At 66.0% G+C, this 14,331-nt stretch carries 7 protein-coding genes and 1 riboswitch; of the genes, 3 read left to right on the top strand and 4 right to left on the bottom strand.

The annotated features are described in order from the left end of the window. Positions 1 to 71 precede the first annotated feature (71 nt). A complete protein-coding gene (locus NWF24_RS11995; RefSeq protein ID WP_258354358.1) occupies positions 72 to 2,942 on the bottom strand; it encodes a DUF349 domain-containing protein in 2,871 nt (956 codons plus the stop codon). A 214-nt stretch (positions 2,943 to 3,156) separates the two neighbouring features. Then, entirely contained in the window at positions 3,157 to 6,972 is a 3,816-nt protein-coding gene (locus tag NWF24_RS11990) for a DUF748 domain-containing protein (RefSeq protein WP_258354357.1), read from the bottom strand. Between the two features lie 674 nt (positions 6,973 to 7,646). Here NWF24_RS11990 and NWF24_RS11985 point away from each other — a divergent pair. The 3 genes from NWF24_RS11985 to nrdR all read left to right on the top strand — a co-directional run bounded on the left by NWF24_RS11985 (position 7,647) and on the right by nrdR (position 10,396). Then, positions 7,647 to 8,486 carry a lytic transglycosylase domain-containing protein gene (locus NWF24_RS11985; protein WP_258354356.1) on the top strand — a complete coding sequence of 280 codons (840 nt, stop codon included), beginning with the start codon at positions 7,647 to 7,649 and terminating at the stop codon, positions 8,484 to 8,486. Between the two features lie 30 nt (positions 8,487 to 8,516). Further along, positions 8,517 to 8,642: riboswitch (ZMP/ZTP riboswitch) on the top strand. 41 nt (positions 8,643 to 8,683) lie between these two features. After that, on the top strand, positions 8,684 to 9,928 hold the full coding sequence (gene glyA, locus NWF24_RS11980) for a serine hydroxymethyltransferase (RefSeq protein WP_093073667.1): 1,245 nt from the start codon (positions 8,684 to 8,686) through the stop codon (positions 9,926 to 9,928). Positions 9,929 to 9,952: 24 nt separating this feature from the next. Continuing rightward, a complete protein-coding gene (gene nrdR / locus NWF24_RS11975) occupies positions 9,953 to 10,396 on the top strand; it encodes a transcriptional regulator NrdR (RefSeq protein WP_215245097.1) in 444 nt (147 codons plus the stop codon). A 34-nt stretch (positions 10,397 to 10,430) separates the two neighbouring features. On the opposite strand, the gene NWF24_RS11970 is transcribed toward nrdR, so the two are convergent. Further along, positions 10,431 to 10,895, bottom strand: a complete 465-nt coding sequence (locus tag NWF24_RS11970) for a type IV pilin protein (RefSeq protein ID WP_258354355.1) — start codon at positions 10,893 to 10,895, stop codon at positions 10,431 to 10,433. Between the two features lie 20 nt (positions 10,896 to 10,915). Then, positions 10,916 to 14,323 carry a pilus assembly protein gene (locus tag NWF24_RS11965; RefSeq protein ID WP_258354354.1) on the bottom strand — a complete coding sequence of 1,136 codons (3,408 nt, stop codon included), beginning with the start codon at positions 14,321 to 14,323 and terminating at the stop codon, positions 10,916 to 10,918. Between the last annotated feature and the right edge of the window lie 8 nt (positions 14,324 to 14,331).

The following is a 14,331-nucleotide window of genomic DNA, read 5'->3' as shown; positions in this document are numbered from 1 at the left end:
TGCTCCCCCAAAGAAAAAGACGCCCCGCGGGGCGTCTTTTTCATCTGGCCGGAGGCCTTGGAGGCTGCCTCTTACTTTCGCAGCAATGCCTTCAGCGCATTCTGCAGACGGCGCGCGCTGGAAGCATCGTGCGCCGCGGCCAACACCTTCCCTGCATCCTGACCCCAGGTCTGGGCCGGCGCGGGATCGCCGCGCTTCGTCAGCAGCTTGAGTTGCAGTGCACGGCGCGCGTCGAGCTGTTCAGCAGGCGTCGGCACTTCGGCGGCCATTTCGAGACGCAGCAGCGCTTCGGCGGCATCGTTCGCGGCAGCCGTCGGCGCGGAGCCGATGGCTTGCGACCAGCCGCTGCGCACCGCGGGCGTGACCGCGCGGCCCAGTTCCTGGATGCTCGGCAGACGGCTGGCATCGCGCTGTTCCCATGCGCCCAGCACTTGGGTCAGGGCTTCGCCGTGCGCTTGTGCTGCGAGCTTGCGCAGCGCCATGTCGGCGCGTTCGAGCGCTTCGCGCTGCGCACGGAAGGCTGCGTCGCCGAGGCGCGGGCCGCGATCTTCGAAGCGCGGCGGACGGTCGCCGAAGCGGCCGGCCGGTGCACCGCGATCGCCACGCGCGTCACCACGAGGCGCCCCACGGTCGCCGCGATCACCAGGGCGACCCGGGCCGCCGGCACCAGGACGTCCGCCATCGCGGCGATCACCGAAACGGCCACCGGCGCCGCGAGCTGCGGGCGCTGCTTCGGCCTTCTTGCTGCTCGGGCGGTCGTCGCCACGCATGGCCACGACGGGCTTGGGCGCGGGCTTCGGCGCCGCGGCTGGCGCTTCCGCAGCAACGGCTTCGCCGGCGTCATGCGCCTCGCCATCGGTGCGTGCCGAGGCATCGGCGCCGTCGGCGGGCGCCACGAGATCGGCCGAAGCGGCGAGCGCTGCATCGGCGGTCGTGCCGGGCGAGGCTTCCGCATCGCTCGGGCTCGGCGCCTGCTCGGCGCTTTCGCCGAATTCGGCAGCAGCCTGCCCCGGGGCCACGACCTCGGTCGCGCCGACCGACGGACCGTCGCTCGCGACAGTGGCCTGCTCGGCCTTCGGCGCGGGCGGCGGTGCTTCACCGCGCAGCGCGCCTTCCAGGCGGGCAATGGCGGCACGAATTTTCTGCACGTCGCCGCCGGCATTGGCTGCGTCGAGCGCCTTGGACGCTTCGAGCACATAGCGATCGTGCTCGCTCATTGCGGCCGACGCCTTTTCGCGCTCTGCCGTCTTGCGATTGAAAGCTTCGTCGATGGGCGCGCGGAACGCGTCCCACAGTTTCTGTTCATGGCGGCGATCGAGCGGCACGCTCTGCGCCTCGGCCTGCCAGCGCTGTTGCAGCGCCTTGACGGCGTCGATGCGCAGCATCGGCTGGGCGCCGAGCTCGGCAGCCTCAGCGATCATGGCCTGGCGGCGTTCGACGCTGGCCTTCTGCGCGGTCTCGAACGGAGCGCGGGCCGCGCCGAAGGCTTCGTTCCACAGCGGCTGCAGCTCTGCGAACACCTTTTCGCCCACGTGGCCTGCATCGCGCCAGCGGTCGGCGAACTGGTGCAGCGCGCGGTTGTGCGCCTTCAGGTCGGTGGCGCCGGCATGCTCGGCAGCCCAGGCCTTGACCTCTTCGATCAGCGCGACGCGGAGGGCGCGGTGCTCGGCCGCATCGGCGCGGACCTTTTCGAGCCAGGCCTCGACCACCTTGTGGGCTTCGTTGCAGGCTTCATCGAAGCGCTTCCAGAGCGCGTGGTTCGGCACGCCGCCCTGGTCGGCCTGTTTCCACTGGTCGCGCAGGGCGCGCAGCGTTTCCTGCATCTTGCGACCGCCAAGGGCCTGGCCTTCGGGGCGCTTGAGCAGGCCTTCGGCCTTGGCGACGAGGTCTTCGCGCACCTTGTCGGCACTCCAGCGCTGCCAGCCTTCGAGTTCGCCAGCGGCCACCAGCGCGGCATGCACGCGGGCTTCGAGCGGCGCTTCGACCAGCTTGCCGTGCTCCTTGAGCACGGCGCGCAGCGCGGCGGCCGCGCCGGCGCTGGCCTTGCCATGGCCTTCGGCAGTTTCCTGTTCGAGCTTGGCGAGCGCGGCCTGCACGGCGTCTTGCGCGGCGGCGCGCACGGCCGGGTCGATCTTGGGTGCGGCGGGGCGAGTTGGCGCAGCGGGCTTGGGCGCCACGACCTCGCCGCGCGCGGCGCGCAGTTCGTCGGCCCACACGGGCACTGGCGGCAGCGGCGCAGCAGCATCGGCGGCAGCTGCAAGGGCCTGGGCCAATGCACTGTGGAATGCGTCGGACACCACCAGCAGTTGCGACTTGGACGATTCGAGCTGCGGTGCGAACTTGGCGTCGAGGCTGGTCCAGTTGGCGTCGGTCGTGATCTCGGCTGCCTGCTGCTGCCAGTGGGTCACGTCGGCGCGCAGCGATTCTTCGGCGGCCTGGGCATCCTGCCAGCCCTTGGTGGACAGCACTTCGAAGCGCTGCGCCAGCAGCACGGCGGCTTCGCGGTGCACCTGGGCGCGGTGCTGCAGGTCTTCGATGCCCTTGACGCGCTCGGCCAGCTTGAGCTTCAGGCCGGCCAGCGGCTCGCGCGACAGCGGCGCGCCAGCCTTGGCGGCGTCGCGCTGCCAGGCCAGTGCATCGGCGATGTTGAGCTTGGACTGGCCCAGCAGGGCTTCGGCCTTTTGCGCCCATTCGGCGGCAATTGCCTCCTGCCCCTTGGCGCGCTTGAGTTCGTCGAGCTTTTCGCGCAGCAGGCGCGCGGCGCCCTTGTCACGACCGCTCAGCTCCTTGAAGACCTCCTGCATCTGCTCGGCAGTGGGAGTGCCCGCGAGCCAGTCGCGGATGCGCGCGGCGCGCTCGCCGGAAGTCGGCGCGGTGAAGGCGCCGCCGGTGAGCGTGTCGAGGGCCTGAAGGTCGTGTGGCTTGGAAGAAGTAGAGGTCACTGCGCGAAATCGTTGTCTTGGTAGAGAAAGCGAAGGCGCCGGCAAAGGCCGGCGCACATCGACATTTTCACCCACTTGCGGCTGGCCATTGAATTCCGTCCAGAAACGGTGGCGTACGCGGGGTTGTGGGCGTGGAGGTTAACGGACTACATATATAGCAAGCTGTAGAAAAAAACCAAGTCCTCAGACCGGCTCCTGATCGGGTCGTCGCGCCTCACTTCATGGTCAGGCTGAGCTCGGCGCCCGGCTTCCAGTCGCTGCCGCTGGCACTTGTGCGCACCGCCCCCAGGAAGAGACGCTCGCTAGGCAGCTTCTTCGCGAGCAGGTAGTCGCGCACGGCCGCGCCGCGCTCGACCGCCAGTTGGCGCATCGACTCCTCGTCGACCGGTACGCTGGCGAACAGCAGCTTTTCCATGTCCGGCACCGGCAGGTCTTTGGCCAGGCCGACGAGGTTGCGCGGCTTGGTGATGTCTGCGCGCTTGTACACGGCGGTCAGCAACTCGGGATATTCGGCGTCGGTGACGGGTGGCACGTCGGTGCCGGTCTGGCCGCCGCGCACCGCGACGCGGCGCTTTTCGGCGTAGGTGAGCTGGCGCACGCGCTGGCGCTGGTAGGCGTCGCGCTCTTTCTCGAGGCTGGAAGTGCCGACCACCGTCATCTGCAGCGTGGTCCGGTCGGTCAGCGCCTTGGCGACCTTGTCCAGGCTTTCCTTGGCGGCGGCGCTCAACTCGGAACTGCCGGGCTCGAAGGTGATGGCGCTCGATTCGCCGCTGCCGCCGCCCAGACCACCGGTGAGCAGGCTGAACGGCGCTGTCACGGCCTTGACGATCAGGTTGACCACGGCCTTCCAGATCAGCGGGCCGACGCTGAACTGTGGATCGTTGAGCGAGCCGCTGAGCGGCAGGTCGACGTCGATCACGCCGTTGCGGTCGGCCAGCAGGGCCACGGCCAGCTTCACCGGGAGGCTGGCAGGCGCGCCCGCAACTTCGTCGCCGAATTGCAGCTGATTGAGCACCAGCTTGTTGGTGGCCGTCAGCTGGCCATCGGGGGCGACCTTGTAGTTGACGTCCATGCTCATCTTGCCGCGCTCGATGCCGTGGCCGGCGTAGCGCACCGAGTACGGCGACAGCGGGGCCAGGTCGAGGTCGCGCATCTTGGCGGTGATGTCGAGTTCGAGCGGTTTGGCCAGCGGGTTGAGCTTGCCGGTGATTTCCAGCGCGGCTGTCTGCTGCGCCTTGCCGCGCAGTTCGAGGTCGGCCAGCGCGGGCCGGCCGCTCTCGCCCTTCGGCGGGTTCGACGAGAACGAGCTGAGCTTGCCGGTCAGCTCGCTGAGGTCGGCCGAGTAGTTGGGCTTGACGAACAGGTCGGTGAAGTCGATCTTGCCGTTGACGAGGCTCATCGGGCCGAAGTTGATGACGGGCGCGGGGCCGCTGTCTGCCTGCGCGGTGGCGACGGGCGCGGCGGCTGCCGCCGGTTTGGCCGGCTCGGGTGCTCCCCCGACCATGTTTTCGGCCGACACCGGAGCGCCGCCCGAAGGCCTGGCCGGCACAGCTCGTGTCGTGGTGGTCGTGCCGCCCGGGCCCTTGCGGGTGGAGGCTTCGCCCGCTGCCGCAGCAACGGCGTTGGCTTGTGCCTCGCCCTTCCTGGTCAGGTTCAGCAGGTTGAGCCGGCCGGTGGAGTCGATGATCACGCGGGCAAAGAAGTCGGTCAGCGTGGTCTCGCGCACGTCCACATTCGGCGGCGCGTTGGGCGCCATGCTGACCTGCAGGCCGCGCAGGCTCAGCGTCTTCCAGCTCAGCAACTGGTTGGTGTTGCGGTCGAAGCCGGGCGACTGGGTAAGCGAGACGCTGTTGGCGCGGAAATCGTCGAGCGCGGTGTCGCCGGCCAGCTTGATGCTCATGCCCGCGGGCGTTGTCGCATAGCGCACCGTGCCTCGATAGCTCGCGAAGGCGCGGCGGATGTCGACGTTGAGCGCGTCCGCGTAATAGGCCTTGAAGGTATGCGCGGGGAACGAAACCACCTCCAGCCGGCCCTCGGCCGCGAGCGGCTTGAGCACGACGTTGCCCTTGTAGTCGAAGCGTCCCGGGTCGGAGCGCCCGGAGCCGATGCGGCCGGAAACCTCGAGCGGCGAAGTCGTATTGGTGTCGGGCGCGATCTTCTGGGCGTGGAGCTTGAAGGCGGTGACTTCCACGGTCACCGGGTTCGCGCCGGCCTTGTCCGCATAAGAAAGAGCGCCGTTGTCGACCGCCAGCGTGCCGATGGTCAGCGCCCAGGGCTTGGTGTTGGCGCCGGGTTGCGGCGTTTCGGCGGCCGCGGGCTTGGGCGCTGCGACCTTGGCTTCGGCTTCCTTGGTGCCACCACCGGCCGGTGTCTTGAGCCAGCGCTCGAACATCCAGCGCTTCTCGCTGTCGCGCTCGATGCGCACCTTGGGGTTCGTCGCGGTGAACGAGGCCACATTCAATGTGTGCTTCGTCATGTCGACCTCGGCGTCGACCAGCTCGAAGCGGCCGACGCTGGCCAGCGCGGTCTTGGCCTGGGTCAGCGCAAGCCCATCGGCGGACAGGCGGCGCGCCTTGAACTTCAGGTCGGGCTGGGCCCAGGCGATGTCGATCTGCCCGCTGAGCTTGCCATCCAGCGTGGGCTCCAGGCTCTGCGCCAGATAAGGCGCGGCCAGCGACAGCGGCAGCGCATCGACCTCGGTCTGCACGTCGGCCACCTTGTCGGTGGCATTGCCCTTGAACTTGAGCGAGGCGCCGGCAATCGCCGTGCTGCCGTTGAATTCGGCCGGCTTTTCCATCGGCCAGGTGACGCCGGTGACGTCGATGCCGAGGTCGGTCACATCGACGGCGGCAGCGGGATTGACGGTTTCGTCGCGCCAGCCGATGCGTCCACCGTTCAGGGCCACCTTGTCGACCTGTACCTTCAGCACGGGCTTTTGCGCCGGCTTGCCGGCCGGTGCGCTCGCGGCTGCGGCGGGTGGTGACGCGACCTTCTCGGTCGCTCCGGTGGCCGGGTCGGTGGCCAGCAGATTGAGCTTTCCGCCCGCATCGCGCGCCACCGCCAGCTGCGGCTTGACCAGCGCGACTTCGCTCAGATGGAACACCGACTCCAGCGGCCGCACGTCGGCCAGCGCCAGCTTGAGCGATTCGAAGGCCAGCAGGTCGCGGCCGCGCGCATCGGCCACCTTGGTGGTGTGCGCCTCGACCGTGCCGGTGATTTTCAGGCCGGTGGTCGTGGCTTGCTCGAAGCCGATCTTCAGGTCGGCATCGAGACTGCCCGCCTGGAGCTTCACCGGCAGGCCGCCCGGGATGTAGCCGAGATACGGCACGAGGTCGAGCCCCTTGAACTGCACGTGGGCGTCGGTCTTGCGGTTGTCTGCAAAGGGGGTGGTGAAGGCGGCCGAGTCGAACTTGCTGCCGTTGAGCGCGAAGGCGAGCTTGGGCTCGGTGTTGATGTCGCGCTTGGAATCGAGGTTGCTCAGGAACGGCACCTTGAGCACGAAGTCGCGCAGCTCGTGCTTGCGCTTGACGGTCTGGTCGTCGAAGTCGATCGAGCCGCCATTTATCGCAATGTTGTAGATGGCAAAGCGCGCCGGCTTGGCGTTCGGGTCGGGCGGCGGGCCGGCCGAGAGCTTGGCAAGGATGTCGTCGATGTCGTATTTGCCGTCCGCCTGGTGCGTGAGCAGGATGGCGGGCCCGTCGATCGTGACCGCATCGATCACCGGTGCGAGCCGGAAGATCGACTGCAACTCGGCATCGGCGTAGATGCGGCTGACGGCCACCTGCGGCTTGCTGCCGTCAGCGGTGGCAATGCGCAGGTCGTTCAGCGCGAGCTCGAGTGTCCAGGGCTTGAAATCGATCTTGCCGACTGTTACCTGCCGCCCGAGCTTCTCGCTTGCGATCTTCTGAAGCTGGCTTTTGGCAATCGGCGGCACCGCCAGCCAGGCAATGACCCAGAAGGCCAACAGAACCAGCACCGCGACGATCCCACGTCGCACCCATTTGTTTTGTTTGATCGAAGCTACGTCCATCGCCAGAGTGTGCCGCAAACACGCAGCAACGCTACATACGCAAAAAGGACGCAGGCAAACCCTGGGAAAAGTGCCAGAAACGCCGAGAAATCGGCTTCGTCGGACCTCAAACGAAGAAAGCCCGGTGGCTCGACGGAATGTCTTGTCACCGGGCTTGATGGCGGGCACAAAACCCATGCCATCGATTCGCGCGACCGGAAGTCAATGGTTCCTGCCGTGCTGGCAGCAAGAGATTGCCACCGTGGATCCTCGGACGCTGAACCCTTGACTTGCACCTCGGGCTGCCGGACCTCGGAAAAACACCTGAAAAGCTCAGGCCCGTCCAGATTAGGCGTCGCACCCTCGGATTGCAAACGCGTTTTACAAAGGGATTTCCCCTAAGCCGAAACGCCTCGAAACGGCAACTTTTTTAAACAACTATTAGCATAACGAAGCAAGTCCTTATGCTTGACCGGGTATTTAGCCACGCTAGAATCCGCCCTGCTCTGACCGCCCGACGCGGCAGAGCCACCCTGAATCCGCTGCCGAACTCCCCCGGCTTGATCAGGTCGCCGCGCCCCTAACCCCCTTCACTCCATGCGCGGAGCCTGATTCGTACCAATCCAAGCGCCGCTGCCTTCATCCATCGCCTTCCGTGGCGTTGCGACTCGGGTGCCGCACAGAAAGGAAGAGCGATGAACAAGGCGTTTGATGTCACGGCCCGCGGGCTAAGGACCTTCGTGTCCGATGTGGCAGACGGCTTTTTTGAAATCACCCACAACGGGTTTGCACTGGTCGGCCTGGCCATTGTGTTCGCGGCCCTCGCCCTCGTGGCGCGGCCCGACCTGCGCAAGACCGGCGAGGAGCAACTGATGGGCTGGCTGCAGTCGCGCAAGCCTGCGCCTGAAGTCACCGATCTCGAGCCCACCGCCATCGAGCGCACCACGGCCGCGAGCCCCGCCGACCTGCCCAAGCAGCAGGCCGCCGTGGCTTACTGGCTGAGCAAGAAGTACCGCGTGGCCGCCGAGCCGCTGAGCGTGCTCGTGGCCGAGGCCTATGGCATCGGCAAGCGCACGAAGATCGACCCGACCCTGATCCTCGCGATCATGGCCGTCGAGTCCAGCTTCAACCCGTTTGCCCAGAGCCAGGTCGGCGCGCAAGGCCTCATGCAGGTCATGACCCGCGTGCATGGAGACAAGTACGAGAGCGCGGGCGGCACGCTCACCGCCTTCGACCCGGTGACCAACATGCGCGTCGGCGTCAAGGTGCTGCAGGAATGCATCTCCCGCGCCGGCTCCCTCGAAGGCGGCCTGCGCTACTACGTGGGCGCAGCCAACCTCGAGGACGACGGCGGCTATGCCGCCAAGGTGATGGCCGAGCACGAACGCCTGCTGCAGGTGGCCAACGGCCGCGCGCCGTCGACGATCACGCCGCCAACCGTGCGTCCGCAGCCGATCCCTGTGGCGGCGCCGCCCAAGCCTACTGAAGAACGCACCGAGCCGGCCAAGGTGGCCTTGCTCTCCTCCGTTTCCTGAAGAGGTTTTGGGCCGGGTGTGAGCTACACTCGGCAGGTACGCGACTGGCGATAGGCGCAGCACCCGAACACGGTGCCACGCGCTGACGTGGAATACCACTGGGAAGCGTGCCGCCTGACCACAACAGGCGTTCAGCCGTTCGCCTGGGCAGCCCTTGTTTGGTTGAAGAACAAGGACCTCGTCTTCAAAGGACTGCCATGTACCAACGCAACATCCTGGTCGAACAGACCGATCCCGAAATCTGGGCTGCGATTCAAGCCGAAAACGCGCGCCAGGAACATCACATCGAGCTGATCGCCAGCGAGAACTACGCCTCGCCAGCCGTCATGGCCGCCCAAGGCTCTCAGCTCACCAACAAGTACGCCGAAGGCTACCCGGGCAAGCGCTACTACGGCGGCTGCGAGCACGTCGACGTGGCCGAGCAGCTGGCCATCGACCGCGTCAAGCAGATCTTCGGCGCCGACGCCGCCAACGTGCAGCCGCATTGCGGCGCCTCGGCCAACGAGGCCGTGATGCTCGCCTTCCTGAAGCCCGGCGACACCATCATGGGCATGAGCCTGGCCGAAGGCGGCCACCTGACCCATGGCATGCCACTGAACATGAGCGGCAAGTGGTTCAACGTCGTGAGCTACGGCCTGGACGCCAACGAAGCCATCGACTACGACGCGATGGAACGCAAGGCGCACGAGCACATGCCCAAGCTCATCATCGCGGGCGCCTCGGCCTATTCGCTGCGCATCGATTTCGAGCGCTTCGCCAAGGTGGCCAAGGACGTCGGCGCGATCTTCATGGTCGACATCGCCCACTACGCCGGCCTCGTGGCCGCAGGCGTGTACCCCAACCCGGTGCCGCACGCAGACGTGGTCACCTCCACCACCCACAAGAGCCTGCGCGGCCCGCGCGGCGGCATCATCCTGATGAAGTCGCAGCACGAAAAAGCCATCAACAGCGCCATCTTCCCCGGCCTGCAAGGCGGCCCGCTGATGCACGTGATCGCCGCCAAGGCCGTCGCGTTCAAGGAAGCCATGGCGCCCGAGTTCAAGGCTTACCAGCAACAGGTGGTCAAGAACGCCCAGATCGTGGCCGACACCCTCACCCAGCGCGGCCTGCGCATCGTGAGCGGACGCACCGAAAGCCACGTGATGCTGGTCGACCTGCGCGCCAAGGGCATCACCGGCAAGGAAGCCGAAGCCGTGCTGGGCAGCGCCCACATGACGATCAACAAGAACGCGATCCCCAACGACCCGGAAAAGCCGATGGTCACCAGCGGCGTGCGCATCGGCACCCCCGCCATGACCACCCGCGGCTTCAAGGACGAAGAGGCCCGCATCACCGCGAACCTGATCGCCGACGTGCTCGAGAACCCGCGCGACGCGGCGAACATCGATGCCGTGCGCGCCAAGGTTCACGCGCTGACGAGCCGCTTCCCTGTCTACCGCTGATTTCGAGCAAGAAGACCTGACCGCATGAAATGCCCTTTTTGCGGTCATCTTGAAACGCAGGTCGTGGAGACCCGCGTTTCGGAAGACGCCGACTTTGTCCGCAGGCGCCGCCAGTGCAGCGCCTGCGACAAGCGCTTCACCACCTACGAGCGGCCCGACGTCAATTTTCCCGTTGTCGTGAAGAAGGACGGCAGCCGCGCCGACTTCGAATCGGCCAAGGTGCGCGCCTCGATGATGCTGGCGCTGCGCAAGCGGCCGGTGAGCATCGAGCAGATCGACAATGCCCTGCTGCGCATCGAGCAGAAGCTGCTGGCCAGCGGCCTGCGCGAAATCGACTCGACGAAAGTCGGCGAGCTCGTGATGCGCGAACTCAAGAAGCTCGACAAGGTCGCCTACGTGCGCTTTGCCTCGGTGTACCGCAGCTTCGAGGACGTGGACGAGTTCAGGCAGTTGCTGCGCGACATCTGAGCCTCATTGGCCGCCGGCCTCTCTAGACGGCATTTCAACGGTTCCAGCAAAGCTGCACCAGCGCACTCGACGCGTCGGTGCTGCCGCCAGCCAGCTTGACGCCCTGCTGGTTGACCTTGAGCGTTCCGCACTCGTCGTTGCTCGACGCCCCGCTTGGAACGGCTTGCAAGGTATAGGTGGTGGTATTTCTGGCGGCATAGCTGATGGAATAGTTCGCCGTGCCGGACGACGGCGCCTGGCTCAGTCCGGAGGGCAGCGCGACGGTCGCCGGGGGGTAGCTTCCGTTGGCGGTCATGTAGCGCTCGGTCCACTGCGCCGCCTGCAGCAACTGTTGCTTGGCATCGGCCCGCTTGGCTCGCAACACGTAGCGCGTGTAGTTCGGATAGGCGATGGCGGCGAGGATGCCGATCACCGCCGTCACGATCATGAGTTCGATCAGCGTGAAGCCGCGCGAGCGAATCTGCTCACGGCCTTGCGCCCTGGGATGTTTGTTCTTCATGGCTTGCCTTGGTCGCGTCGTCAGTTCGACGACATCAGATTGCGCCAACCGAAGCGGCGGACGATATCCGGCCGCTTCGGCGTGTTGCATTCGCCGGCCGCATTACAGATCACGTCCTTGCCCTTTGCCCGGTCCTGCGGCTCGAAGGCGATGTCGTCCCTGCCTGAACGATTCCGGAAGCCGAGATAGCTGCCCGCCGTGGCGGACGCGTTGTAGGCAATGCCGCCCGGAGCGGCGCCGCTGAAGAAGTCGACCACCATCGACCAGCCGTCGTCGCCAGTGCCTGCAGTGCAATCGATCGAGTTGCTGCCGGTGCCCGGAATGGTGGTCGAGAACAAGCCTGCGCTGCTGCTCAACGCGTCACCCGGATAGACGATGCGCTCCCTGGCGGTCGGCAGTTGAAGGTACCAGCCGCGCTTGGCGCGGGAACCGCTGTAGCTCACGCTGTTGCCCGAGACGGTGCGGAACTCGGCACCGTCTTCCTCGACGGTGGCAGCGCCGACGGTCTGCGCCACCAGGTCGGCCAACACAGCCGTACCGGTACTGCCGTTGGCCCCGTCCCGAATGCCGTACAGGTACTGGTCGGCGGTGCTGCTGTCATCGCCGACGGCAAACAACTTTCCCGTGCCGAATACAACCATGTAGCCGCCGCGCGGATGACCGACGACCACTGGCGCCGCAGTGATCGGCTGCGTGGCTCCAGCCGCGAACAGCGGCACGTTGTCGAGGCGCGATGCGGCTGCGGCTGCGGCGGTGGTAGCGGTAGTGGTGGCCCTGGCGGCGCCCAAGGTGGCCTTCCACTTGCTGCTGTCGACATTGCTCAAGTCGAACCGCCACATATTGCCCAGAAGGTCGCCGGCATAGGCAAAGTCGACCTTGCCGTCCCCGTCACGGTCCACCACCCGCGGGGCGGACAGCCCGTTGCCGGTGCCCGCGCCCTGCGTGACGGGCGCGGGGATCTTGAGGATCGACTTGTCACCGTCGAGATACTGGATCCACAGCATCGCCTTCTCGCTCGTGCTGTTGTAGCCATTGCCCAGGATCACGGCCTTGCGGTCATTGTTCAGTGGGGCCACTTGCAGCGCGCGCCTGGAGAAAGAGTCGAGCGCGGGTTGCTGGAACTGGTGACCCAGGTCGTCGTCGGAAAGCGCAGTCGTGTCGACCAGCGCCGTCTGGGCCGCCTTGGTCTCGTCGATGTCCTGGGGTTTGGTGACGTCGAGCACGAAGTAGCCCTTGCCGCCCGCACCTAGCGTGCCCACGAGAAAAGACTTCCACGCGGCCACCTTCTGGGCCTCGGTGGTCGAGGCGGTGGCGGTCGCGCCCGTGTAGATGTCGGCCACGAAGGGGCTGCCGTCGACATAGTACCTGTGCGAGTAGCTGCCTTCGCTCAGCCGCTTGAGCTTGGGCGCGGCCGCCGTGCCGTAGAGGCCTTCGGGCACGTAGGCGAATGCTTCCTGGCCGGTGCTTGCGTTGAAGGCGTGCAGCATGCCGTCGTTGGCGCCCACGTAGACCATCGGCGTGCGAGCGACCGAAGCGAATTTGGCATAGGCATCATTGGTGAAGCCGCTGTTGGGCTGCCCCGCGTACCAGACGCTGGAGCCCACGATGTCGCCGAGCACATGGCCACGCTTGCGCAGCTGCAGGTCACCCGTGCCCTCGTTGCTGCGGTCTCCGCGCAGGAAGTTGAGCACGGCCTGGCCGAGCGCGGTGTCCTTGTCATCGGTGCCAGTGCTTCCCTTGAGCGCGGCCTTTTGCGCATCGCTCAGGTTTGCCCACCGGAACGGAATGCCGGAACCGGTGGTCGCGCCGCTGGTGCCCGTTGCCGCCGCGGTGCCTGAGAAGCTGAGCACCTTGCGGTTGCTGTCGTGCGCGCCTCCTGCGGCCATTCGGGCATCGAGCAGGTCGCGCGCCGACCATTCGGCCGTGCTCGCAAGCTGGCCATCGGTGCCGAACCTGGTGGCGGTGAGCGTGCCTGACCAGTCGGCCGTGTCGTAGCCGGCCCTGTAGACCGCCGTGCCGGTCGATACCCTGGAGGCGCTTGCCGAAATGGAGGTCAGCGGGAGGCTGGTGTTGAGCAGGATCTGCCCGAGGATGGATTTGAAGGCGTCGCCGAGTGCTTGCGCATTCGAGGCCGGCGTGAAGGTGCCGCGGCTGTTTAGCGCAGCGTGCCAGAGATCCATGCGGACGGCTGCGGCGTTGGACACTTTTTCATGCCAGTAGCCTGATGTGGCGTCAGAGGAACTCCAGCCTTGGAAACCCTCCCCCTTGGAATTGGCGGCCAGGGTGTTCGCCAACGGATTGGTCCAGGTAATCGAGCCATCCACCAAGCGTGCGTAATCCCCGCTGAATGTTGGCTGTGGTGCATTCGCCGAGATGACCGGTGCGCCCGTCCACGATGATGCGGCGCCGAAACCAATGGTGTAGGTCGTCAGGTGCTGCCAGGTGGCTGGATCATTCTTGGGGTTCCAGTACTCGGGGACTGTCGCCGCTCTCACTTTTACATTACCGCCTTCGGCAATCACCTTCTTGAGATTGTCCGAAATGCCCGGCTGCAGGTCGCTGGCCCAGTAGTGGAAGGCCATGTCGGCCAGGGTTGAACGATATTCGGCATTAGGTGTCCAGTTGCCCTGCAGCTTGTACCAGTTAGCGCTGTCGTTGATGGCCCCAGCGCTGTCCTTGTAGGGCGCGCGCGGCTCATAGACCTCGGAGTCGGGCAGGACTCGGCGCGTCCCATCCGCGTTGCCAATGACCGGCATGTTGAGTTGTGCCGGATCCCGGTTGAATCCGAAGAGGTTGTACTCGCCGTCCGTCATGAATATGTGGAAGGACTTGCGGCAACTCGACTGCGCGGCTCCTTCCACACCCGGATCGTCCGAATAAGGGTTGTACTGGCCGGTGGTCTTCATGTACTCACCGGCCCGGGTCATCATGGCATGCAGCGGTGTCCCGCCATTCGCAGTCAAGGTGTCGACCCAAGCCATGAAGTTGGCGCGGTGCGTACTGTCCAACGAGCGCATCAGGTTCGCATTGGGGCGGTCTCCGATCCGACACTTGCTGGCCCGATAACTCCCCTCCGAGACGTCGCCGAAGAAACCGACGCAGCTAGTGTCCTTGTTGCTGCTGTTCATCGCCTGCCAGGAGAGGCGGATCCGGTCGTTGGGAATGTTGGCCGCAGAGAAGTTGTCTCTAAGCGCCTTTTTCAACGCTTCTATCCGGGTGAGTGTTCCGGGAAGCGGTAGGCCTGATTCCGAAGACCACCTTTCCATACTTCCCGAGTTGTCGACGGACACGATCACGTTCGGCGCCGGCTCCTTGACCACGGTATTGCGCGGCGCCTGTATCAGCGGATATTGCGCGGCATGGCCGACGCACTGCGCCAGCACCAGGCCGCACGCCACGGTAGCCCTCGAAAACTCTTTGATGTTCATATCTCTCC

Origin of the sequence: Variovorax paradoxus (genome assembly GCF_024734665.1) — a bacterium.
In the GTDB taxonomy this organism is placed as follows: domain Bacteria; phylum Pseudomonadota; class Gammaproteobacteria; order Burkholderiales; family Burkholderiaceae_C; genus Variovorax.
The sequence above is the reverse complement of the archived record's forward strand: the minus strand, read 5'-3'. Positions and strand labels throughout refer to the sequence as shown.